The following is a 22,929-nucleotide window of genomic DNA, read 5'->3' as shown; positions in this document are numbered from 1 at the left end:
GAAAGCCACGTAAATAGCTCTTCACGCATCAGAGAGCCGTCTGAGGCCTCAATGGGCATGACCATCGCGGATTTCGACCACTTCGCTGAATTGGCGGGCAAAAGTGGTGTTGGTGAGGGCCCAGATCACACCGGGCTTCTGCGGCAAGTGGTGCAAATACTCCAAGATGTTGTTCACCAGACGCTGTTGCAACGCAGGATCAAGCCCCGCGAGCGCCTCGTTGAGCACATAGAACCGGGCGTTGCGAATCAGCAGCCGGGCCAGACCGATCTTGGAGCGCTGCAGCCGCGTGATGCGCCGCCCGCCCGGGCCGACCTCCTGCGCGAGGCCGAGGCCCATCATCTGATCGCGCATCTCGGGGTCGGTCTCGAAGGCGCGGTTGAGCACCGCGAGCACGGCCTGTTGCACCCGCTCCTCGGCATGGCCGTAGCGGCGGTTGATCTTGCCGAACAGGATGTTTTCCATCAGCGAGGCGTTGAACAGATAGCGCTCCGGCTCGTAGCGCTCGACCAGAGCGCGCAGTTCTTCGGGCATATTGGCATGCAGCTTGTGGCGGCAGGCGACCACCTGCGCACGCAGCCTGTCGTCCAGCAAGCCGAAGCGGTAGGTCGGCTCGACATAGGCAAAGGCGAGCCGGATCAGCCGCACCCGGTCGTCGAGCGTGGCGCTCTCGGCGCCGTCTGCGGTGGTGCGCGCGAGTGTTTTCTCGAAGGCGGGCATCTCCTCCGGCGTCATGTAGGTGAGCCATTGCAGCACCTCGGGCGTGTCGGCGACGCCGTTGAAGACATCGAGGGTGATGCGAGCGAAATTCCAGCCAAGCGCGAAAAGCTCCGCATCGAGCCCCTGAGAAATCAGCGTGCGCGCGAAGAACGGGTGGCGCACGATCCGCGGCAGCCTGTTCTGCGGATCGCCCGTGACACCGAAGAGGAGGTTCTCGCCAATCGTAGTCTGAATGTTGAACTGGTCCGGTTCGAACGGCAGAACCAGCCCCTCGAGCCTTTGCGCGCTCAGATGCTCGCGCAGGACGGTGCGCAGCGCCAGCACCCCCTCGGGCAGGATCGTGCCCGCCTCCGGGCCGATCCGTTCCTTGAGCGCGAGCATCAGCACCTCCTGGCTCAGCTCCACCACTTCGAGCACAGTGGCAATCGAGGGCAGCAGCCCTTCGGGGCCGCTCACCGGTTGCAGTGCGTTGTAATCGATCCAGTCGCCATCGACATCAAAGAGCGGGTTGCCGGCGCGGGCCGTTTCGCGCCAGTGCCATTGGTTATGGTTGGTGTCGACGCGGGGCGATCCATCTTCATGGGTGATCAGCGGGATCCGGTGGCGCAGCCCGTAGCAGATATTGTCGAGGATTGTGCCCGAGAACATTGCCGGATTCGCCCCGACATAGCCGATTGCCTGCGTGGCGAGGCTTTCGGGCAGGCGGAACAGGTCGTGCCCGTCCACGGTGACGCGCCCCTTGGAGGGCGTGAGGATGCGTCCGAGGAGTTCGGCCAGCACGCTGGAGCCGCCAAGCGAGCCGCCGGTGAGCGCGACCGTGCGCCCGGGCGGGATCTCAAGGCTGAAATCATTGAGCAAAACCGCGCCCATGTCGCTTTTTACCGTGACATGGGCAACCTCAAGCACCGGCGCGGGCGGCAGCGTGCAAAGTTCTTCGCCGGGCTCTGGCGCGGGTTCGGCCATATTCTCGTCTTCGAACCGCTCGACCACCTGCTCGTAGCGCATCTGCGTGTCTTGGCGCGCCAGATCCCAGTCGATCAGTTCTTTCAGCGGTCCCGGCAGTTCCTTGTAGGCGTTGATCACCGCAACGAGCTGGCCGACGTTGAGCCGGTCGGTGATCGTGAGATAGCCGCCGATCGCGTAAAACAAAAACGGTGTGATCTGCGAGATCAGGTTGTTGAGGAACTTCACCATGAACTTGCGCTGATAAAGCTCGTAGCGGATCGAAAAGATCCGTGCGAGCCGGCTGACGATATCGGCGCGTTCCCAGTTGCCGCCGTCATTGGCGTGGACGGTCTCGATATTGTCGACGATCTCGGCCACGCGGCCGGCAAGCTCGCGCGCGGTCACCTGCCGTTCGCGCCCCAGCACGATCAGCGCACGGCGCATGCGCGGGATGATCAACACCTGAATAGCCGCCATCCCCGCCGCCATCATGCCCAGCCAGAAATGCTGCACGAAGATAAAGAGCATCGCCGTGAGCGCCTGCCCGCCCAAGAGCGCAGGTTGCACGAAAGCATCGCCCGCAAAGCCGCCGAGCGGTTCGAGCTCGTCCTTCACCATGCTTGAGACTTCGCCCGCCTTGATCTGCTTGAACCGTGCATTCGGGAACCGCAGGATCCGGTCGACGAGGTCATAGCGGATGCGCCGCAACAGCCGCTCGCCGAGCCGCCCCTTGCGGGTGTTGATGGTGAGCTTGAAGAGCCCGTTCACGATCACCATGGCCAAAAAAGCGACCGAGAGTGCCGCGAGCGTTTCGAGCCGGTCGAGTTGGAAGCCGTCAAAGAATGTGACGGGGCCGAGGCCGGGGAGCGAGAAACTTAGATCCAGAAAGGGCAGCGTTGCGCCCGGAGTTTCGAACCCATGGCCCTGGATCGGCTGGTTGACGATCGCCTTGGGCAAATCGAAGGCCATGTAATAGGGGATCATCGACACGAGAACGATCAGCATGATGGCGATCTGCTCACGGCGCGTATACGCCCAGATATACCGAAACAATTTGGGGTCCATCAACTCGATCCGGATCACGGGGAGAATGGCGCCGGTTCGGGGATCTCCTGGCGCTCTCTTTTGCCAATTTATGCCGCAAAGCGGAGAAATTTGCCAGAGCCGCCGCGCTCAGCCGCCCTCGGCAACGGCGCACAGAAGCTCTGCGGAGCGGGTCGCGCCATCAAGCGCAAGCCCGCCGCCGCCCGGCGCGGGCCTTGGCGTGGCCAGCGCCGCGGTGATCGCTCCGGCGAGGCTCTCCGCATCGAGCCGGGTTTCCGCGATCACATACGCGCGGCCAATCCGCTCAAGGCGCTCGGCGCGCCGGGTCTGTTCGGTCTCGTCGCCCGCCGCATAGGGCACGAGAATGCTGCGGCAGCCCGCCTGCAAGATATCGCCCACGGTGTTGTAGCCCGCCTGCGAGATCGAGAGCTTCGAGGCGGCAAGGAGCCGCGCAAGGCCGGGGTAAAAGGTTTCGAGGCGCAGATCATGCTGCGGCAGGCTTGCGGCGCTGGCGGCAAGGTCGGCGCGCACCGGCTCGGGCAGGTTCGGCCCGGTGATCAGGCAGACCGAGAGCCGCCCGGAGAGGCGCGCCAGCGCCCCGAGCGCCGCGCGCGAAAGCGCCGCGCCCACCGCACCACCGCCTGCCGAGATCACGACATCGACGCCGTCTTTGGCGGGCTCCGGCGCGGGCGGAACAACAAGCCCGGTGTGGCGGATCTTGTCGGCGATGTCGTCGGCGAGCGGAAAGCTGTCTTTCAGCGCGGCAAAGGCCGGATCGCCATGCACGAGCACGAGGTCATAATGCGCGCGGATCATCTCCACCGTTTCGCGGTCACGCTCGGCCTTTGTCTTTTCCTGCACGATGTCGCGTACCGAGGCCACAAGGCGCGGCCGCGGCGTGGCGGCCTCAAGGGCTGCGATCAGCGGCAGGAGCTCAAAACGCATCTGACGGCGGCCAAAGGGGAAGGCTTCGGTCACAACGACATCGGGGCGCAGATCGCGAAAGGTCTGGAGCAGAAGATCGCGGCGCGCGGCGAGATAGGCGGGGGAGGCCTCGGCGCCGGAACCATCGGCGAAGCCCTTGAAGCCCTCGCTCGCGGAGCGCAGTGGCGGCAGCGCCACATGCGGCACACCCGGCGGCGGAAAGCCCGAAACAGGCATGCCGCCGGTGACCAGCGTGACCTCGGCGCCGCGCTCGATCAGCGCGGTGGCGATGCGGCTTGCACGCGCCAGATGGCCGATGCCCAGAAGGTGCTGGATATAAAAGAGAATACGGCCTGCCATCAGCCCCCCCAGGCGCTGCGGAAAAGCGCGGTGAGCCGGGTGATGCCGGGGCGCGCGTCAAACTCGGTGCGCACCCGTGCCTCGGCGGCGGCGCCAAGGCGGGCGCGCAGACCGGGCGTGGTGATGGCGCGTGTCAACACGGCGGCCAGCGCTTGCGGGTCTTCGGGCGGGCAGAGCAGGCCCGTCTCGCCCTCGGTGACGAATTCCGGGATGCCCGAAAGCTCGGTGCCGATCGGCATCAACCCCTGGCTCGCCGCCTCGACGATCACATTGGGCAGCCCGTCGCGGTCCCCCTCGGGGGTGCGTCGGCTGGCGAGCACGAAAAGATCGGCGCGGCGATAGGCGGCGAGCACGTCTTCCTGCGCCAGCGCGCCTTGCCAGGTGATGCGTCCGTCAAGGCTCAGCTCGTGCGCGAGAGCTTGCAGCCCCTCAAGTTCGCCGCCGCCGCCGATATGGGTGAGGCGCCAGTGCAGCCCCGGAGGGAGTTTGGCGAGCGCGCGCAACAGCACGTCATAGCCCTTTTTCGGCACTGCCCGGCCCACCGAGAGGATCTGCACCGGATCGGCGCTCGCGCTGCCGTCGCGCGGCGGGCGAGTGCCCGCGAAGGGCGGAAACCGGTCAAGATCAAGCCCGTGATACGCAAGATGCACCGCCGCACCGGGTGCGAGACCGGCCAGATGATCGCGCCCCGAAGCGGTGCAGGTGACGGTCCAGCGCGCCTGCGCCATCTTCTCGGCGAGTTCCCAGTCCGGCGATGTCCAGATATCCTTGGCATGGGCCGAAATCGTGAAGCTCTGGCCCCGCAGCAGCGCGCAATAGCGTGCGACCGAGGCGGGAGTATGGGCGAAATGGGCGTGAATCCAGAGATTTCCGGGCGGAAGCTCCGCCGCCATCACCAGCGCCTGCCCAAAGCGGCGTACCCGGTTGCGCGTGATGTCGCGTTTCAGATCGCGCCAGAATGCGCCAAACGCGGCCCGAAAGCCCGGCAAGCGCAGCCCCGAAAGCGCCGCGCGCGCCACGCGCAGCGGTTCTTCGTGCAGATATTCGGGCAGGTAATGCACCGGCGCCTTGATCTCGCGATGCACCGGATGGATGCGCGTGTCGGTCGGGTGGCGCAGCGAGACGAGGAAAAGCCTCAGCCCCGCGCGCTCAAGCCCCAAAAGCTCCTGCGCGATGAAAGTTTCTGAGAGCCGCGGATAGCCCTTGAGCACGACAACGAGGAGCGGGTCACTCATGAGCCGAGCCGAATTTCCGGGGCGGGTTCGCTCTGTGCCGGGCGCGGCGGCGGGGCGGGGCGCGCCGCCGAAAAGATCCATGCGCCGACATCGGCCGAGACCGTTTCAAGCCCGTTCATCTCCAGCACCGCGCGCATCCGCACGTCGACCGTTTGCGAGGGGGGGGGCGCATCGCAAAGCGCGCGCAGGGCCCCGGCAAAGCGCGGAGTGTCGGTGATGTCTTCGGCGGGCATCATCCGCACAAGGCCAAATTCCTGCCCGCGCTCGGCGCGCAAGGCCTGCTCGAGCCGCGGCGTGGTGCGCGGCACGATCAGCGCGGGTTTGTCAAAGCTCAGGATCTCGCAGAAGGTGTTATAGCCGCCCATCGCCACCACGCAGCGTGCGCCCGCAACAAGATCTTCCATCCGGTTGTCGAATTCGATGATCTCGACATTGGGCAGGGTGCGCGCGCGCGCGATGAAATCCGCGCGCTCGCGCGGCGGCAGATAGGGGCCAAGCACTACAAGCGTGCGCGGCACTGCCGCTTCGTCCGGCGTGGCTCGGGAGTGTTCATGGGCGGCCAGCACGGCCTCCACCAGGGCCGCGCCATCGCCGCCGCCGCCGGTGGTGACGAGCAGATAGCCCTCTGCCGGGCGCGGCTGGATCGCCTCGGAGCGCGGGCGGCTGCGGCGCAAAAAGCCCGTGTAATGCATGCGCGCGCGCACTGTCTCGGGCACATCGAGCCCGGCGAGCGGGTCGTTGAACCCCTCCGGCCCATAGACCCAGATCGCATCGTAATAGGCCTCGATCTTCTCCATCATCTCCTTGCCGGCCCATTCGCTGGCAAGAAGTTCGGGGGAATCCATGATCTCGCGCAGGCCCAGCACCAGCCGCGTGCCGCGCGCCTTCAAATAGGCGAGCGTTTCCTCCACCTCGCCATGAAGCCCCATCGGTTCCTTGTCGGTGATGAAGATATCGGGGCGAAAGCTCTCGGCGGTATGGCGGATGATGGCGCGGCGCATCGCCAGCGTGTCGGTAAGCGAAGTATGCGCCGCCATGGATTGATATTCGCCATTGTGCAGCTTGATCACGCTCGGCACTTTGACGAAATCGACCCGCACCCGGTAATCGAAAGCGCCCGCGATTGTTGCGCCGGAGATGATCATTACCGAGAGGCCGCGATAGGTCTCGACAAGGGCATTGGCAATCGCGCGACATCGGCTCAAGTGACCAAGACCGAAAGTGTCGTGGCTATACATGAGGATACGGGCGTTTTCGAGGCGCTGGCTGTTCATGGGCACACTACTGGTTAAAACCTTCGGGACAGGCAAGCGCCACTCTGTTAGCGCCGGACACGTTTATCTGAGCGGGTCGGCGGCGTCACGTAGCCCGTCGCCGAAAAAATTGAAGGCGAGGATGACCAGCACCACCGGCACCATCGGCCACAAAAGCCATGGGTAGAGCGCGATAATGTTGATGCCGCGCGCTTCGGTGAGCAGGATGCCCCAGCTTGTGATCGGCGGGCGCAGACCGAGCCCGAGGAAGGTGAGGGCGGTTTCGCCAAGGATCATACCGGGCACGGAAAGGCTCGCCGAGGCGATCAGATGCGACATGAAGCCGGGCAGCAAATGGCGCCAGATGATGCGCCGGGGTCGTGCGCCCATCAACTCTGCCGCCAGCACATAATCCTCTTCGCGCAAGGAAAACAGCTTGGACCGCACGGCGCGGGCCTGCCCGGTCCAGTCCAGCATGCCGAGGATCACGGTGATGCCGAGATAGACGAAGATCGGGCTCCAGGTGAGCGGGATGATTGCGGCAAGCGCCATCCAGAGCGGGATCGAGGGGATCGACTGGATCACCTCGATGGTGCGCTGCATCGCCACGTCGAACCAGCCGCCACGATAGCCGGCAATGCCGCCGATGAGGATGCCAAGCGAGAAGGCCACGAAAGTGCCCAGAAGCCCGATCGTGAGCGAGACCCGCGCCGCGTAGAGGATGCGCGACAGAATGTCACGCCCGAGCCGATCGGTGCCCAGAAGGTTGAACCGGCCGCCCTCGGCCGGGCAGAGGAGGTGCAGATCGCCCGGAATCAGACCGAGCATCCGGTAAGGAGCGCCGTGGCAGAAGAACCGGATCTTCTGCACATCGGAGCGGTCGTCCGCATAGACCCGCTTGAGCCGCACCATGTCGAGCGTGACGCTTTGCCCGTAGACGAAGGGGCCGACAAAGCTGCCGTCGTGGAACAGATGCACCTGTTGCGGGGGCGCGTAGATGGCGGTGTAGTCGTGATCCTCAAGCCGGTAGGGGGCGAGGAATTCGGTGATCAGCAGCGTCGCATACATCACGATCAGGAACACCGCCGAGATCAGCGCGAGCCTGTGGCGGCGGAACTTGATCCACATGATGCGGAGCTGGCTCGCTTGCCCGCCCACGGCCGTGCCAAGGCTGCCCGCGAGGCCCGGCGCCTCTGCCTCCGGGTCGAAGGGGTCTGGCGAGACGAAATGGCCTGGGGCGGCGCCGGGGGCGGGGAGCGGGCCGGGCTGCATCGGAGTGTCGGTTGGAGCGGTCATCCGCGCCTCCCTTGCAGCCGCACGCGCGGGTCAAGCAGGCTCAGCGCGATGTCGGAGACAAGCACGCCGATCACGGTGAGGAAGGCGAGAAACATCAGGAAAGACCCCGCCAGATACATGTCCTGACATTGCAGCGCGCGGATCAGCATCGGCCCCGTGGTCTCGAGCGACAGGATGATCGCGGTGATTTCGGCGCCAGAGATGATCTGCGGCAGCACCGAGCCGATGTCGGCCACGAAGAAGTTGAGCGCGAGGCGGAGCGGATATTTCGCCACCACGCGCCCGGGGGAGAGCCCCTTGGCGCGGGCGGTGGTGACATATTGCTTGCCAAGCTCATCGAGCAGGTTCGCGCGCAGCCGCCGCGCCATGCCCGCGGTGCCCGCGGTGCCGATGATCACCACCGGGATCCACAGATGCGCGAGGATCGAATGCAGCTTGTCCCAGCTCATCGGCTGGTTCAGATATTTGACGTCCATCAGATGGCCGATGGAGAGGCCAAACCAGACATTGGCGAAATACATCAGAATGATCGCCAGCATGAAATTGGGAATGGCGAGGCCGATCAGGCCGAGCAGCGTCAGCCCGTAATCGCCCCAGCTGTATTGATGCGTTGCCGAATAAACCCCGATCGGGAAGGCGAGGAGCCAGGTGAACACGATCGTCACCGTGGAGACCATGATCGTCAGCCAGAGCCGGTCGCCCACCACTTCGCGCACCGGCATGCGGTATTCGAAACTGTAGCCGAAATCGCCGTGCAGCATGCCGGTGACCCAGTGCAGATATTGCAGCGGCATCGGGTCGTCGAAATGATAATGCTCCTTCAGCAGCGCGATCTCCTGCAGGTCGGCGGGTTCGCCGAGCATCTGCAACTCCTGCACATAGCTCTCGAAGTAGTCGCCGGGCGGAAGCTGGATGATGGTGAAGACCAGCACCGAGATCACGAAGAGCGTCGGCACCATCATCGCGATCCGGGCAAGGATGTAACGCAGCATCGGCTAGCCCTCCTTCCCGTCCGTATCGTCGAGCCAGAACGTGTCGGGCATGTAGACGCCGAGGATCGAGGTCGGCACATAGCCGATCAGCCCGGTTTCGGGCAGGTTGCGCAGCCGGGCGCTGCGCACCACGGGCTGCGGCACCGCGTTGATGGTCCCGATCGAGAACACCTGATCGGCGTGCAGCGCGAGCATCTGGTGCCAGATCTCGGTCCTTTCATCCTGGCTCGTCGAGCCGCGCCAGCGGTCGAGCAGGCGCAAGAGCATCAGCGCCTCGGGCATGTCGGGGGCAATCCCCTGCCGCCCCTGCGAGACGTAATGCGCCCCCCAACGCGGCCAGTTGAGTTGGTCCTCCGCGGTGGGGGCGAGCTCGTAGGGCGGCATCTCGGGGGTGGGGAGCGCGTTGTCGAGCCCGTTCCAGACCGACATCACCGTCATGCCGGCGAGCGCGCGGGAGCGAAACAGTTCGCGCTGCGAATTGCGGGTCCAGACCGCAAGGCCGACGGCGCGGAAATGGTCGCGGATCATCTCGAGCACATCGGTTTGCAGGCTGCTCTCGCCCGCGGTCTCGATCATCAGCCCCGCCATCTTGCCATCGGGCATGCGTCGGAAGCCGTCGCGGTGCCGCAGCCCGAGCAGGGTCCGGTCAAGGAGCGCATTGGCTTGATCGGGGTCATGGTTCGCCCAGGCGGAGGCGTAGTGCGGCTGGTAGAGCACGCTCTCGGGCAGGATCGTGTTCTGGCTCGGCGTGGCAAGGCCAAAGAACAGCACCTGATTGATCTCGTCGCGATCAATCGCGAGCGACAGCGCGCGGCGCACCGTCACATCGCGCCAAAGCGCGTTCCAGACCGGGTCGAGGCAGTTCAGGTTCGGCATCAACGCCACGCGCGAGCCCTGACTGCGGGTCCAGAGCGCGACCTTGATCGGAAACCGCGCCTCTGCCTCCTTGACCAGCGTGTAATCGCTGAATTCGAGCCCGGTGGCTTGCAGATCGCTTTCGCCGGTGGCGACCTTCGCGGGCAGGATGTCGTAGCTGGAGACGTCCAGTTCGAACCGGTCGATATAGGGAAGCTGCACGCCCGCGCTGTCGACCCGATGGAAATAGGCGTTGCGCTCGAACACGAATTGCTCGGAGGGCGGCGAGGTGCGCGGCCGCCACGGCTCAAGCGTCGGCAGATCGGGGTTTTCGGGGCGGCTCGAGCGGCTCACCTTCTGGTGCAGCGAGCTCCAGTCATCCACGCGCCAGTGCTTTGCAAGCTGCTCAAGCCGCGGCATCGGTGTGTAGCGGGCATGGAACGCCTTGAGATAATGCGCCGGCAGGAAGAGCCGCAGCGGCACCGGCTCAGCGAGCCGGGCGGGAAATTCGGGCAGCGGCGCATGCCAGCTGTAGCGCACCGTCACATCGTCGAGGATCTCGAAGCTTGGCCCGCGCCCGTCGAGCAGCATCTCGGGCGGCATGCCCCCCAGATCGGGATGGCCAATCACATCTTCCCAGCAGTAGCGGAAGTCCTCGGCGGTGAAGGGATGACCGTCCGACCATCGGTGACCGGGGCGCAGATGCAGCGTGAAGATGCGGTCGCCCTCCACCTCCCAGTCGCGCAGCAGGTCGGGCACAAGCTCAAGCTCGGGCGTGTAGGCAAGCAGCCGCGCATAGCCGAGGATCGGCATGTAGCGCACGTCACGTTGCCCGCCGATCACCATGCGGAGCGTGCCGCCGCATTGGCCGGGGGTGCGCCCCATCGCGGCAAGGTCGATCACGCGCGGCACGTCGGGCAGGCGCGCGGCCACCGGCGGCAGGGCGCCCATGGTTTCTTGCGTGGCAAAATAGGGGGCACTGACAAAGGCCTCGGCAAGGCTCGGGGCAAGCGTCGTGCCCGCGGCAATCATCCCCAGCGCCTCGCGCCGCCCGATCGGGCGCCCGGAAAAGCCACGGTTTTTCATCTTGCCCCCCCCGTGCCGTCGAGGTCGCGCCGGTCGGCCATCGGTTGCATCCGCACCAGATGCCCATCGCCCAGATCGACCAGCTCGCCCGGCGCCTCGGCGCTTTCGCGGAAGGCGGCGGGCCAGGCGCTCTCGGCCTGCGTCGCGGGCATGCAGGCGGCGGCGATGTCGAGCGGGTGATGCGGGTCTGGATGCGGCACGGCGGCCAGAAGCGCGCGGGTATAGGGATGGGCGGGCGCACTCATCAGAGCCTCGCGCGGGGCGAGTTCCACGAGCCGCCCCCGCCACATCACGGCAATCCGGTCGGCAAGGTAGTTCACCACCGCGAGATTGTGCGAGATGAACAGGTAGGTGAGTTGAAGCTCTTTTTGCAAGTCTTTCAGAAGGTTCAGGATCTGCGCCTGAACTGACATGTCGAGCGCGGAAACGGCCTCGTCGCAAACGATGAATTCGGGGCCAAGGGCGAGGGCGCGGGCGATGCCGATGCGCTGGCGCTGCCCGCCCGAAAAGCTGTGCGGATAGCGCGCGGCGACCGCAGGCCCGAGCCCGATGGCCCTGAGGAGCGCCGCCACCATCCGGTCGCGCTCGGCGCGGGTGCCACGGGCATGGATGTCGAGCGGCTCGGAGAGGATCTGGCCCACCGTCATGCGCGGCGAGAGCGAGGACATCGGGTCTTGAAAGATCATCTGCACGCGCTGGCGCAGCGCGGTAAGCTCGTCGCCCGCGGCCCCGGGCACGTCGAGCACGCCGCCTGCGCTGTCATGGAGCAGGATCTGTCCCGCATCGGGGGCAAAGGCGCGCACCAGCATCTTGCCGACGGTGGTCTTGCCCGATCCGCTCTCCCCCACGAGCCCGAGGCATTCTCCGCGCCGGATCTCGAAGCTGACATCGTCGACCGCGCGGAGCGGGGGCTCCGAGCGTGCAAACAGCCCCCAGGAGCGGTTGCGCGGCAAAAAGCTTTTGCTCAGCCCCGAAACGGTGATCAACGGGCGCGCTTGCGTGGCGGAGGCGGGGGCCGCGGGGGCGGCTGGAACGGACATTGCAGCGAGCGCGCGGATGCCTTCGGCGGGCACCTCACGCAGGGGCTTGAGCCGGTCCCGCGCGCGCGCGCCAAAGACCGGCACGGCGTTCATCAGCCCGCGCAGATACTCATGACGCGGATCGGCAAAGATTGCCTCGGTCGGGCCCGATTCCAGCACCTGCCCGTGATGCATCACCACCACCTCGTCGGCGAGGTTGGCGACCACGCCGAGATCGTGAGTGATCAGCAGCACCGCAAGGTCAAATTCCCGTTGCAGATCGCGGATCAGCCCGAGGATCTGCGCCTGAATCGTCACGTCGAGCGCGGTGGTGGGCTCGTCGGCAATGAGCAGCGCCGGGCCGCAGATCACCGCCATCGCAATCATCGCGCGCTGCCGCATCCCGCCCGAGAGCTCGAACGGATACATGTCATAGATCCGCCTCGGGTCGGGCAGGCCGACCCGGCCGAGCATCTCCTCGCAGCGCGCCCGCAGCGCGCGGGGGGGCATCGGCTGGTGCAGCCGCAGCGCCTCGGAGATCTGGTTGCCGATCGTGTGCACCGGCGAGAACGAAGTCATCGGCTCCTGAAAGATCATGCCGATTTGCGCGCCGCGGATCGCGCGGATGGCGCGCCCGTCATGGGGCAAGGTGAGCAGATCGACCGGTGCGCCGGTGTCGAGCCAGACCTTGCCGGAGACCCGGGCATTGGCCGGTTGCAGCCCGAGGATCGCTTGACCGGTAACACTCTTGCCCGAGCCCGACTCGCCCACAAGCGCGGTGATCTTGCCGGGCCGCACCCGCAACGAGGCGCCGCGCACGGCCTCCACCTCGCCTTGCAGAAGCGGAAAGCTCACCCGCAGGCCATCGATGCGGAGTAGGTCTCGGGCGGTGTCGGGGAGGGGGCGTGTCGAGGGGGGCACGGCAGATCTTCAGGCAGGTTCTCGAAGGTCCAGTCATGATGAGACGGGTTGTCGCAGCAGAGTGTGCCCCGAGCTTGGCATTGTCGAGGGCAAAACGCGCGGCAAGCAAGATTTGCGCCAACAGGCCCGGTCAGGCTCAGGGCCGGGCACTGGCGTCGATCGCCTCCACGCGGCCATCGGGCGCGAGAAGGTGGAAGGCATCTTGCGGGGCGGTCAGCGTCACCGCCTCCTCCAGTGGCAGACCGGCATGAAGCCCGCGCAGGAGCCGCCCGGTGAACGCATGGGTGACGAGCACGAGATCGCCGGGATGGGCACGGGCGGCGCGATGCACCTGCGCGAGCCGTGCCAGCACCGCGTCAAGCGGCTCACCGCCCGGCGCATGGAACATCCATTGCCGCCGCGGGTGACGCTTGCGGAACCCGGGGGCCAGCGCCTCCATCTCGGCGCGCGTGAGCCCGTCCCAGTCTCCCAGCGCGATCTCCCGAAGCTCGGTGCGAAGCTGGCGCGCGGGCGGGGCGCCGGTATGCTGCGCGATCTCGGCGGCGATCAGATCCGCGCTGGCCTGCGCGCGCGGCAGCGGGCTGACCCAGAGCGTCGCGCATGGCGCAAGCCGGGCCAGATGCGCACCGATGCACCGCGCCTGTGCCGAGCCCCGCGCAGTGAGCGGCGAGTCGCATCCACCCTGATAGCGGCCTTCAATGTTGAACACGGTCTCGCCGTGGCGCAGCAGATAGAGCAAGAGGCCTCCCGGGGGCGCAGCCCCGCCGCACCGCGCCGAACCGCGGCCGCTTTCCTTGACACAGAGAGACGCCGCGCTTGTCAATCCCGTGCGCCCAGAGGAAGCGCGGGTTTGTACCGTCAATCGGATAGGCGCCGCGCCGGGGAGCAACTCGTGCGCTCTCCGCATGGGTAAGCAACCTCGCTGCCCGCCTCAGATGCACCGCTGCAGATTCCCTTGGGCACTCTCCGGCGATACTGGAAAGTTCCGGCCTTGGTGCGCTCAACGTGCTTCAAAACAAGTCCCATGTGCGCTCCGTATGTGCCACGAAGTGCACCGCACGGAACGCTATGTCACGGAAGTCTTTGAGTTATTTACCCTTGGTAGCGGGTAAATGGTGCCCAGAAGAGGACTCGAACCTCCACGCCTTGCGGCACACGGACCTGAACCGTGCGCGTCTACCAATTCCGCCATCTGGGCTGATGTCGTGGAGGGCGATGTATCTGCCGCCGCGAGGACTGTCAACGGGGATCGAAAGAAATATTGTGCGCCCGTCCCGGTGCCGCCTTCTCCCTTGTTTGAACGGGGGGTTGCGGCTAAATCTGGATACGATGGTATGCAATATGGGGCCGAGAGCGATGTCGAAGCTGGTCACGATCTATGGCGGTTCGGGGTTCGTGGGGCGCTACATCGCCCGGCGCATGGCGAAGGAAGGCTGGCGTGTACGCGTGGCGGTGCGCCGCCCGAACGAGGCGCTTTTCGTGCGACCCTATGGCGCGGTGGGTCAGGTCGAACCGATCTTCTGCAATGTGCGCGACAGCGCCTCGGTGCGCCTGGCGATGCAGGGCGCCGATGCCGTGGTGAATTGCGTCGGCATCCTTGTGAACGAGGGCAGGAACACTTTCTCGGCGGTGCAGGCCGAGGGTGCGGAGCGCATCGCCACGATCGCCGCCGAGATGGGAGTGGAGCGGCTCGTGCAGATCTCGGCGATCGGCGCGGACACCGATTCCGACAGCAAATATGCCCGCACCAAGGGCTGGGGCGAGCAAGCGGTGCGCAAGGCCTTCCCGAAGGCCGTAATCTTGCGGCCTTCCGTGATTTTTGGCCCCGAAGATGATTTCTTCAACCGCTTCGCGGCCATGGCGAAGCTTGCCCCGGTGCTGCCGATCACGGCGGGCGAGACGAAATTCCAGCCGGTCTATGTGGATGACGTGGCTCAGGCGGCGGTGATGGCGGTGCTTGGCAAGGCCGAGGGCACCTATGAACTCGGCGGCCCCGATGTCGAAACCTTCGAAAAGCTGATGAAACGGATGCTGAAGGTGGTGGGGCGCAAGAACCCCGTCATCAGCCTGCCCGGCGTCGTCTCGAAACTCACCGCGATGGCGGGCGACACGGTGCAATGGCTCACCGGCGGGCTGATCACCAACCGCATCCTCACGGTGGATCAGCTCAAGAACCTCGGCCGCAACAATGTGGTGTCGAAAGGGGCAAAAACCTTCGCTGATCTCGGCATCCTGCCGACGCCGATGGGCGCAGTGCTGCCCGATTACCTCTGGCGGTTCCGCCCGCATGGGCAGTATGAAGCGATTCAGGCTTCCGCAAAGAACCTGCGCAAACACGGGTGATCCATGTCCTACTGGGCCGATGTCGTCCTTGGCGTGATCGAGGGGATCACGGAGTTTCTGCCGATCTCCTCCACCGGTCACCTGCTTTTGGCGGAAAACTGGCTCGGCACCCGCTCCGACACTTATAATATCGCGATTCAGGCCGGGGCGATCCTTGCGGTGACGCTGATCTACTGGCGCCGGATCGTCGGCCTTTTTGCCGGTTTGGGCGATGCCGAAAACCGCGATTACCTGCTCAAGCTCACCGTGGCGTTTCTGATCACCGCGGTGCTTGGTCTGGTGGTCAAGAAGCTCGGCTTCGAACTGCCGGAGACGGTGATGCCGGTGGCGCTGGCGCTGGTGATCGGTGGCATCTGGATGATCGTTGCCGAACGGCTGGCCGAGCGTAAAGCTGATTGCGCGCGCATCACGATGACGGTTGCTGTGGCCGTAGGCATCGCGCAGATTATCGCCGGGGTGTTTCCGGGAACGTCCCGCTCTGCCTCGACGATCTTCATCGCCATGCTGCTCGGCACCTCGAACCGTGCCGCGGCGACCGAGTTTGCCTTCCTCGTCGGCATTCCGACGATGTATGCGGCAACCGCCTATGAGCTCCTCAAGCAATTGAGCGGTGATGCGGTGTCGGAAGACTGGACAGCCCTCGGTATCGCCTTCGCTGTCTCGACCATCACCGCCTTCGTCGCGGTGAAATGGCTTCTGGGCTATATCCGCACGCATCGCTTCACGATTTTCGCCTGGTATCGGATCGCCTTCGGCGGTGTTCTGCTCGGGCTCGTGGCGGCGGGTGTCCTTTCCTGACACCGAATCACCCAAAAATCACGAACAATCGGCCTGCGCCTCCATATAGGTAATGTCATCTGACCTATATTTTGCAGATTCCGGCACCCTGTCGCAGCCGAAGGCGCCACTTTCCGCATATTAGGTCACACATACTGACTTTTAATTTGTTTACCCTCGGTGTATGAGGGCGCACCCGGCTTCACACCAAGGAAGGTGCAACCATGGCACAGCAACGCATGCTCAAATTCGTCTCGACGGCGAAGGAGACGCCTGAAAAACGCGATGCCGCCGTGCGCGCGCACGACTTCGATGAGATCTATCGCGAATTCGCCGATGCCAAGGCAGCCGAGCAGGCGAGCCGTTGCAGCCAATGCGGCGTGCCCTATTGCCATTCGCATTGCCCGCTCAACAACAACATCCCCGACTGGCTGCGCCTGACCGCCGAGGGGCGGCTCGCGGAAGCTTATGAGGTTTCCCAGTCCACCAACGCCTTCCCCGAGATCTGCGGCCGCATCTGCCCGCAGGACCGGCTGTGCGAAGGCAATTGCGTGATCGAGCAATCTGGCCATGGCACGGTGACGATCGGCGCGATCGAGAAATACATCACCGACACCGCCTGGGATCGCGGCTGGGTGAAGCCGATCAAACCGGCGGTGGACCGGCCTGAATCGATCGGCATCATCGGTGGCGGCCCGGGCGGGCTTGCGGCCGCCGACGTGTTGCGCCGCGCGGGGCTTCAGGTCACCGTTTATGATCGCAATGACCGCGCGGGCGGCCTGCTCACCTATGGCATCCCGGGTTTCAAACTCGAGAAGGACGTGGTGATGAACCGCGTGCATCAACTCGAGGAGGGCGGCGTCGAATTCGTGCTCAACTGCAATGTCGGCACCGACATTTCCTTCGACGCGATCCGCGGCAAGCATGATGCCGTGCTGATCGCCACCGGCGTCTATAAAACGCGCGCGCTCACCGACCCGGGCTCCGATGCCAGGGGCATCGTCCGCGCGATCGATTATCTCACCACTTCAAACCGCAAGAGCTTCGGTGACGAGGTGGCGGAATTCGATGACGGCACATTGAACGCGGAAGGCAAGCGCGTGCTGGTGATCGGCGGCGGCGACACGGCGATGGACTGTGTGCGCACGGCCATTCGTCAGGGCGCCACCTCTGTCAAATGCCTCTACCGGCGCGACCGGGCCAACATGCCGGGCAGCCAGCGCGAGGTGACCAATGCCGAGGAAGAGGGGGCCGAATTCGTCTGGCTCTCGGCTCCCAAGGCGTTTTCGGGCAATCCCGTCGCCTCGGTGACGGTGCAGCGCATGCGCCTTGGCGCGCCCGATGCCTCGGGTCGCCAGAGCCCTGAGCCTATCGAGGGCGGCCTTTACGAGGAAGCGGCAGATCTCGTGATCACCGCACTCGGCTTCGAGCCCGAAGACCTGCCCGCGCTCTGGGGCACCGAAGATCTGGAAACCACCCGTTGGGGCACGGTGAAGGCGAATTTCGGCACCCATGCCACCAGCCTGCCCGGCGTCTATGCGGTGGGCGACATCGTGCGCGGCGCCTCGCTCGTCGTCTGGGCGATCCGCGACGGTCGCGAAGCGGGGGCGGAGATCATCCGTTTTCTGGATGGTTCCGGCCGCATCGCGGCAGAATGAGCGCCCGGGCGCATAAGCGCCCCGGCCCGGGTCTTCGAAAGGGCATGAGATGCCGAGACTTGCATTCCTTCTGCTGACAGCCGGGGGGCTTTGTGCCGCCGCGCCCGCCCTCGCGGGGGCCGTTTTCGTGCCGCCTGCGGGCTGCACGCTGGGCATGACGGTGCAGATGCATTCCTGCCAGGTGGCGAACTACTACACCTGCGCGGGCGATCCGCCCGGCGATCAGTGGATTTCCTTTGCTGACGGCGAGGGGGAATATTTCCTGAGCCATATCGATGCCGAAACGCGCTGGGTCGAAAGCGTCAGCCTTTATTCGGGTGAGGTGGATGCGCTGGACGCGGCCGCCACCGCCGACAGCGCGTCTTTCTCGACCCTGCTCAGCACGGGCCGGGACGATTACGACTTCGTCACCCGCTCGAATATGGGCACGGCGCAGCGCTACATCGGCAATGACACGCTGACCGGGCAGACAATCACGATTGACGGTGTGCCGCTGGAGCAGTGCCGCTTTGAGATGCAGATCGTGGATGCCCAGGGAAACCGCACCGCCACCCGCAAGGGCACACAGCTGATCAGTCGCAAGATGCGGCTCTTCTTCAGCGGGACCGAAAGTTTCGAGAACGCCTATGGCGAGCGCTCCACCAGCATCGACACGCCGGTGAGCTTTGCCTTCCCGGGGGAGGCAGGCTTCGCCGCCACTCGCCCCGAATATGATTGCGACATGATGCTGACCGATCTGTCGCCCCTCGTTGACCATCCCTCGAAGGAGGCCGTGAAATGATGAATTACGATGAAGCCTGGGTTGCCGCCGAGGAAGCCAAGCGCAAGTGGATGGACGCGCATTCGCTCTACAAGAGCGAAGACGAGCACGCCTCTTGCGGCGTCGGTCTCGTGGTCGCGCTCGACGGCAAGGCAAGCCGCAAGGTCGTGGCCTCCGGCATCGACGCGCTGAAAGCGATCTGGCACCGCGGTGCGGTCGATGCCGATGGCAAGACGGGCGACGGCGCGGGCATTCACGTGCAGATCCCGGCGCCCTATTTCTATGACCAGATCCGCCGCACGGGTCACGAGCCCGACCGTGAGAAACTTGTGGCGGTGGGCCAGATCTTCCTGCCGCGCACCGATTTCGGCGCGCAGGAACGCTGCCGCACGATCGTGGAAACCGAAGTGCTGCGGATGGGCCATTACATCTATGGCTGGCGCCATGTGCCGGTGAACACTTCGGTGCTGGGCGAAAAGGCCAATGCCACCCGCCCCGAGATCGAACAGATCCTGATCCGCTGCGAGAAGGACATCGATGACGAGCAGTTCGAGCGCGAGCTTTACATCATCCGCCGCCGGATCGAGAAAGCCGCGGTCGCCGCCCAGATCGCCGGTCTCTACATCTGCTCGCTGTCGTGCCGGTCGATCATCTACAAGGGGATGATGCTGGCCGAACAGGTCGCCGAGTTCTATCCGGACCTGAAGGACGAGCGCTTTGAATCGGCTTTTGCGATTTATCACCAGCGCTATTCCACCAATACCTTCCCGCAATGGTGGCTGGCGCAACCGTTCCGGATGCTGGCGCATAACGGCGAGATCAACACGATCAAGGGCAACATCAACTGGATGAAGAGCCACGAGATCCGGATGGCCTCTTCTGCCTTCGGCGACGCCGCCGAAGACATCAAGCCGATCATCCCCGCCGGTGCCTCGGATTCGGGCGCGTTTGACGCCGTGTTCGAACTGATGGTGCGCTCGGGCCGCTCGGCGCCAATGACGAAAACCATGCTGGTGCCGGAGGCCTGGTCGAAAACCACGACCGACATGCCGCAGGCCTGGCAGGACATGTACGCCTATTGCAACGCGGTGATGGAGCCCTGGGACGGCCCGGCAGCGCTGGCCATGACGGATGGCCGCTGGGTCTGCGGCGGGCTCGACCGCAACGGCCTGCGCCCGATGCGCTATGTGGTGACGGGCGACGGCATGCTGATTGCCGGATCCGAGGCGGGCATGGTGCCGATCGATGAAATGTCCGTGCGCGAAAAAGGCGCGCTCGGGCCGGGGCAGATGATCGCCGTCGACATGCGCGAGGGCAAGCTCTACCACGACCGCGAGATCAAGGACCGGCTCGCCAACAGCCAGCCCTTCGGCGATTGGGTCGGCAAGGTGGTGGACCTTAACGCGATCCTGCGCGATGTGCCGGAAGTGGCGATGCACACCGGCGCCGAACTGCGCAAGCGCCAGATCGCGGCGGGCTATTCGGTCGAGGAACTTGAAAACATCCTCGCGCCGATGGCGGAAGACGGCAAGGAAGCGGTCGCCTCGATGGGCGATGACACGCCGCCCGCGGTGCTTTCCAAGCAATATCGACCGCTCAGCCATTTCTTCCGGCAGAACTTCTCGCAGGTGACCAACCCGCCCATCGACTCCTTGCGCGAAAGCCGGGTGATGAGCCTGAAGACCCGCTTTGGCAACCTCAAGAACGTGCTCGAGGAAAACAGCACGCAGACGGAGATCTGGAGCCTCGAGAGCCCGTTCGTGGCGAATGCCGAGTTCAAGGAGATGATGAAGGCCTTTGCCACCACGGTGACGGCGATCGACTGCACCTTCCCGCAGGGGGCGGGGCAGGAAGCCTTGCGCGAAGAACTCGAACGGATTCGCGCCGAGGCGGAAGATGCCGTGCGCTCGGGTGCCTCGCACCTTGTTCTCACCGATGAGCATCAGGGCCCGGGCAAGGTCGGGATGCCGATGATCCTTGCCACGTCGGCGGTGCATTCCTGGCTCACCCGCAAGGGGTTGCGCACCTTCACCTCGATCAACGTGCGCTCGGCCGAATGCATCGACAGCCATTATTTCGCGGTGCTGATCGGCTCCGGCGCGACCACGGTGAACGCCTATCTCGCGCAGGACAGCATCGCCGACCGGATCGCCCGCGGCCTGCTGTCGGGCTCGCTTGAGGATAACCTGCGCCGCTATCGCGATGCGATCGACGCCGGGCTTCTGAAGATCATGTCGAAGATGGGGATCTCGATCATCTCCTCCTATCGCGGCGGCCTGAACTTCGAGGCGGTGGGGCTTTCGCGCGCCATGGTCGCCGAATATTTCCCCGGCATGCAGAGCCGCATCTCCGGCATGGGGCTGCACGGCATCCAGCGCAAACTTGAGGAAGTGCACACCAAGGGCTGGCTCGGCGGGCAGGACGTGCTGCCGATCGGCGGCTTCTACAAGGCGCGCAAGACCGGCGAAACCCATGCCTGGGGCGCGCAGTCGATGCATATGCTGCAAGCCGCCTGCGACCGCGCGAGCTATGACATGTGGAAGCAGTATTCGGCGCTGATGCGGGCCAATCCGCCGATCCACATCCGCGACATGCTTGACATCAAGTCGCTCGGCAAACCGGTGCCGATCGAGGAGGTGGAAAGCATCACCGCGATCCGCAAGCGCTTCGTCACGCCGGGCATGTCGCTGGGCGCGCTCTCGCCCGAGGCGCACAAGCTTCTCAACGTGGCGATGAACCGGATCGGCGCGAAATCGGATAGTGGCGAAGGCGGCGAGGATCCGGCGCATTTCGTGCCCGAACCGAATGGCGACAATCCCTCGGCGAAGATCAAACAGGTGGCCTCGGGGCGCTTTGGTGTGACCGCGGAATATCTGAACGCCTGCGAAGAGCTGGAAATCAAGGTCGCGCAGGGGGCCAAACCCGGCGAGGGCGGCCAGCTTCCGGGCATGAAGGTGACGGAACTCATCGCGCGGTTGCGCCACTCGACCAAGGGCGTGACGCTGATCAGCCCCCCCCCGCACCACGATATCTACAGTATCGAAGACCTCGCGCAGCTGATCTACGACCTCAAGCAGATCAACCCGCGCGCCAAGGTGACGGTGAAGCTCGTGGCCTCCTCGGGCGTGGGCACGATCGCGGCCGGGGTGGCGAAGGCGAAAGCCGACATCATCCTGATCTCGGGCCACAATGGCGGCACCGGGGCAAGCCCCGCGACCTCGATCAAATATGCGGGCCTGCCCTGGGAGATGGGTCTGACCGAGGCGCATCAGGTGCTTGCGATGAACAACCTGCGCGAGCGGGTGACGCTGCGCACCGATGGCGGCCTGCGCACCGGGCGCGACATCGTCATGGCGGCGATGATGGGGGCCGAGGAATATGGCATCGGCACCGCGGCACTCATCGCCATGGGCTGCATCATGGTGCGGCAATGCCAGTCCAACACCTGCCCGGTGGGGGTCTGCACCCAGGATCCGAAGCTGCGCGCCAAGTTCACCGGTACGGCGGACAAGGTGGTCAACCTGATCACCTTCTATGCCCAGGAAGTGCGCGAATTGCTCGCCTCGATCGGCGCGCGGTCGATGGACGAGATCATCGGCCGGGCCGACCTGCTCACGCAGGTCAGCCGTGGCTCGGCGCACCTTGACGACCTCGACCTCAACCCTCTGCTGATCACCGTCGATGGCTGGGACAAGATCGTCTACGACCGCTCGAAACCGCGCAACTATGTGCCCGATACGCTCGATGCCGAGATCATCAAGGACGGCCACCGCTTCTTTGAAGACGGCGAGAAGATGCAGCTCAGCTATGCGGTGCGCAACACGCTGCGCACCATCGGCACGCGCGCATCCTCGCACATCGTCAAGAACTTCGGCATGCGCAACGCGCTGCAGCCCGATCACCTGACGGTGCGGCTCACCGGCTCCTGTGGCCAGTCGCTCGGCGCCTTTGCCGCGCCGGGGCTGAAGCTCGAAGTCTCGGGCGATGCCAACGACTATGTGGGCAAGGGGCTTTCGGGCGGCACCATCGTGGTGCGCCCGCCGATGGCCTCGCCGCTCACCGCCGCCGAAAACACGATCATCGGCAACACCGTGCTTTACGGCGCGACCGACGGGTTCCTCTTTGCGGCCGGCCGCGCGGGCGAGCGCTTTGCGGTGCGCAACTCCGGTGCGAAAGTCGTGGTCGAGGGCTGCGGTTCGAACGGTTGCGAATACATGACCGGTGGCGTCGCGGTGATTCTGGGCCGGATCGGGCCGAACTTCGGCGCCGGCATGACCGGGGGCATGGCCTTCCTTTACGATCCGGAAGGGGTCGCCGAGGAATATATGAACCTCGAAAGCCTCGTCACCTGCGCGCTCGGCCATGCCCATTGGGAGGCCCAGCTCAAGGGGCTGATCGAGCGGCATGTGAAGGAAACCGGCTCGGCCAAGGGCACGGCGATCCTTGCCAACTGGGAGGTGGAACGGAGAAACTTCCTGCAGGTCTGCCCGAAGGAAATGCTGATGCATCTGCCCTTCCCGCTCTCCGATGAAGCGAAAGCGATGCCGGCGGAATAAGCCCGGCAGCGACAGAATGTGCATCGGGGCGGCGCCGCGAGGGGCCGCCCTTTTCGCAACGGCTCGGCGCTTGACCAGATCGGGCCGGGCATGGCTTATGGCGGCATGGGGCGAAGCAGACCAACATCGAAGACGAAGAGCCGCGGCAGCGCGCAGCGTATCGGGCTGGGCGACGCGCTGCGGCG

General features: G+C 65.1%; 14 protein-coding genes and 1 tRNA gene. 5 read left to right on the top strand and 10 right to left on the bottom strand.

The features are described 5' to 3' along the window. Positions 1-48 precede the first annotated feature (48 nt). The 10 genes from CRO22_RS16105 to CRO22_RS16060 all read right to left on the bottom strand — a co-directional run bounded on the left by CRO22_RS16105 (position 49) and on the right by CRO22_RS16060 (position 13,848). Positions 49-2,730, bottom strand: a complete 2,682-nt coding sequence (locus tag CRO22_RS16105) for an ABC transporter transmembrane domain-containing protein (protein WP_141399464.1) — start codon at positions 2,728-2,730, stop codon at positions 49-51. Between the two features lie 108 nt (positions 2,731-2,838). Further along, entirely contained in the window at positions 2,839-3,993 is a 1,155-nt protein-coding gene (locus CRO22_RS16100; RefSeq protein WP_217991912.1) for a glycosyltransferase family protein, read from the bottom strand. Further along, positions 3,993-5,228 carry a glycosyltransferase family 4 protein gene (locus CRO22_RS16095; RefSeq protein ID WP_097071213.1) on the bottom strand — a complete coding sequence of 412 codons (1,236 nt, stop codon included), beginning with the start codon at positions 5,226-5,228 and terminating at the stop codon, positions 3,993-3,995. The genes CRO22_RS16100 and CRO22_RS16095 overlap by 1 nt, the downstream gene beginning before the upstream one ends. Next, positions 5,225-6,502 carry a glycosyltransferase family protein gene (locus CRO22_RS16090; RefSeq protein ID WP_097071178.1) on the bottom strand — a complete coding sequence of 426 codons (1,278 nt, stop codon included), beginning with the start codon at positions 6,500-6,502 and terminating at the stop codon, positions 5,225-5,227. The genes CRO22_RS16095 and CRO22_RS16090 overlap by 4 nt, the downstream gene beginning before the upstream one ends. A 63-nt stretch (positions 6,503-6,565) precedes the next feature. Then, positions 6,566-7,777, bottom strand: a complete 1,212-nt coding sequence (locus CRO22_RS16085; RefSeq protein WP_245861008.1) for an ABC transporter permease — start codon at positions 7,775-7,777, stop codon at positions 6,566-6,568. Beyond that, positions 7,774-8,769, bottom strand: coding sequence for an ABC transporter permease (locus CRO22_RS16080; RefSeq protein WP_097071177.1), 996 nt, complete (start codon positions 8,767-8,769; stop codon positions 7,774-7,776). The genes CRO22_RS16085 and CRO22_RS16080 overlap by 4 nt, the downstream gene beginning before the upstream one ends. A gap of 3 nt (positions 8,770-8,772) precedes the next feature. Then, complete coding sequence (locus tag CRO22_RS16075) at positions 8,773-10,710, bottom strand: ABC transporter substrate-binding protein (RefSeq protein ID WP_097071176.1); 1,938 nt, start codon at positions 10,708-10,710, stop codon at positions 8,773-8,775. Next, positions 10,707-12,650, bottom strand: coding sequence for an ABC transporter ATP-binding protein (locus CRO22_RS16070; protein WP_097071175.1), 1,944 nt, complete (start codon positions 12,648-12,650; stop codon positions 10,707-10,709). The genes CRO22_RS16075 and CRO22_RS16070 overlap by 4 nt, the downstream gene beginning before the upstream one ends. Before the next feature lie 136 nt (positions 12,651-12,786). After that, entirely contained in the window at positions 12,787-13,389 is a 603-nt protein-coding gene (locus tag CRO22_RS16065; protein WP_176518669.1) for a histidine phosphatase family protein, read from the bottom strand. 374 nt (positions 13,390-13,763) lie between these two features. After that, positions 13,764-13,848 (bottom strand) — tRNA-Leu (locus CRO22_RS16060). Positions 13,849-14,006: 158 nt separating this feature from the next. Between CRO22_RS16060 and CRO22_RS16055 the strand changes: the two genes are divergently transcribed. The 5 genes from CRO22_RS16055 (at position 14,007) to gltB (ending at position 22,744) form a co-directional block, all read left to right on the top strand. Further along, a complete protein-coding gene (locus tag CRO22_RS16055) occupies positions 14,007-14,993 on the top strand; it encodes a complex I NDUFA9 subunit family protein (protein ID WP_097071173.1) in 987 nt (328 codons plus the stop codon). 3 nt (positions 14,994-14,996) lie between these two features. Further along, positions 14,997-15,791, top strand: a complete 795-nt coding sequence (locus CRO22_RS16050; RefSeq protein ID WP_097071172.1) for an undecaprenyl-diphosphate phosphatase — start codon at positions 14,997-14,999, stop codon at positions 15,789-15,791. A gap of 203 nt (positions 15,792-15,994) precedes the next feature. Continuing rightward, on the top strand, positions 15,995-17,428 hold the full coding sequence (locus CRO22_RS16045; protein ID WP_097071171.1) for an NAD(P)-dependent oxidoreductase: 1,434 nt from the start codon (positions 15,995-15,997) through the stop codon (positions 17,426-17,428). Positions 17,429-17,477: 49 nt separating this feature from the next. Beyond that, positions 17,478-18,209 carry a hypothetical protein gene (locus CRO22_RS16040; protein WP_097071170.1) on the top strand — a complete coding sequence of 244 codons (732 nt, stop codon included), beginning with the start codon at positions 17,478-17,480 and terminating at the stop codon, positions 18,207-18,209. Further along, positions 18,206-22,744 (top strand): glutamate synthase large subunit, encoded by a 4,539-nt coding sequence (gene gltB / locus CRO22_RS16035; protein ID WP_097071169.1) that lies wholly within the window; start codon positions 18,206-18,208, stop codon positions 22,742-22,744. Before CRO22_RS16040 ends, gltB begins: the two co-directional genes overlap by 4 nt. The last annotated feature ends 185 nt before the right edge of the window (positions 22,745-22,929 follow it).

This window comes from Rhodobacter maris (genome assembly GCF_900217815.1).
GTDB classification, from domain to species: domain Bacteria; phylum Pseudomonadota; class Alphaproteobacteria; order Rhodobacterales; family Rhodobacteraceae; genus Rhodobacter; species Rhodobacter maris.
Note: the sequence above shows the minus strand (reverse complement) of the source record. Positions and strands in the feature narration are given on the sequence as shown.

Excerpts from the sequence above, each read along its gene's own strand:
- CRO22_RS16105 (WP_141399464.1), bottom strand. The coding sequence starts at position 2,730 with ATGGACCCCAAATTGTTTCGGTATATCTGGGCGTATACGCGCCGTGAG.
- CRO22_RS16100 (WP_217991912.1), bottom strand. The coding sequence starts at position 3,993 with ATGGCAGGCCGTATTCTCTTTTATATCCAGCACCTTCTGGGCATCGGC.
- CRO22_RS16095 (WP_097071213.1), bottom strand. The coding sequence starts at position 5,228 with ATGAGTGACCCGCTCCTCGTTGTCGTGCTCAAGGGCTATCCGCGGCTC.
- CRO22_RS16090 (WP_097071178.1), bottom strand. The coding sequence starts at position 6,502 with ATGAACAGCCAGCGCCTCGAAAACGCCCGTATCCTCATGTATAGCCAC.
- CRO22_RS16085 (WP_245861008.1), bottom strand. The coding sequence starts at position 7,777 with ATGACCGCTCCAACCGACACTCCGATGCAGCCCGGCCCGCTCCCCGCC.
- CRO22_RS16080 (WP_097071177.1), bottom strand. The coding sequence starts at position 8,769 with ATGCTGCGTTACATCCTTGCCCGGATCGCGATGATGGTGCCGACGCTC.
- CRO22_RS16075 (WP_097071176.1), bottom strand. The coding sequence starts at position 10,710 with ATGAAAAACCGTGGCTTTTCCGGGCGCCCGATCGGGCGGCGCGAGGCG.
- CRO22_RS16055 (WP_097071173.1), top strand. The coding sequence starts at position 14,007 with ATGTCGAAGCTGGTCACGATCTATGGCGGTTCGGGGTTCGTGGGGCGC.
- CRO22_RS16050 (WP_097071172.1), top strand. The coding sequence starts at position 14,997 with ATGTCCTACTGGGCCGATGTCGTCCTTGGCGTGATCGAGGGGATCACG.
- CRO22_RS16045 (WP_097071171.1), top strand. The coding sequence starts at position 15,995 with ATGGCACAGCAACGCATGCTCAAATTCGTCTCGACGGCGAAGGAGACG.
- CRO22_RS16040 (WP_097071170.1), top strand. The coding sequence starts at position 17,478 with ATGCCGAGACTTGCATTCCTTCTGCTGACAGCCGGGGGGCTTTGTGCC.
- gltB (WP_097071169.1), top strand. The coding sequence starts at position 18,206 with ATGATGAATTACGATGAAGCCTGGGTTGCCGCCGAGGAAGCCAAGCGC.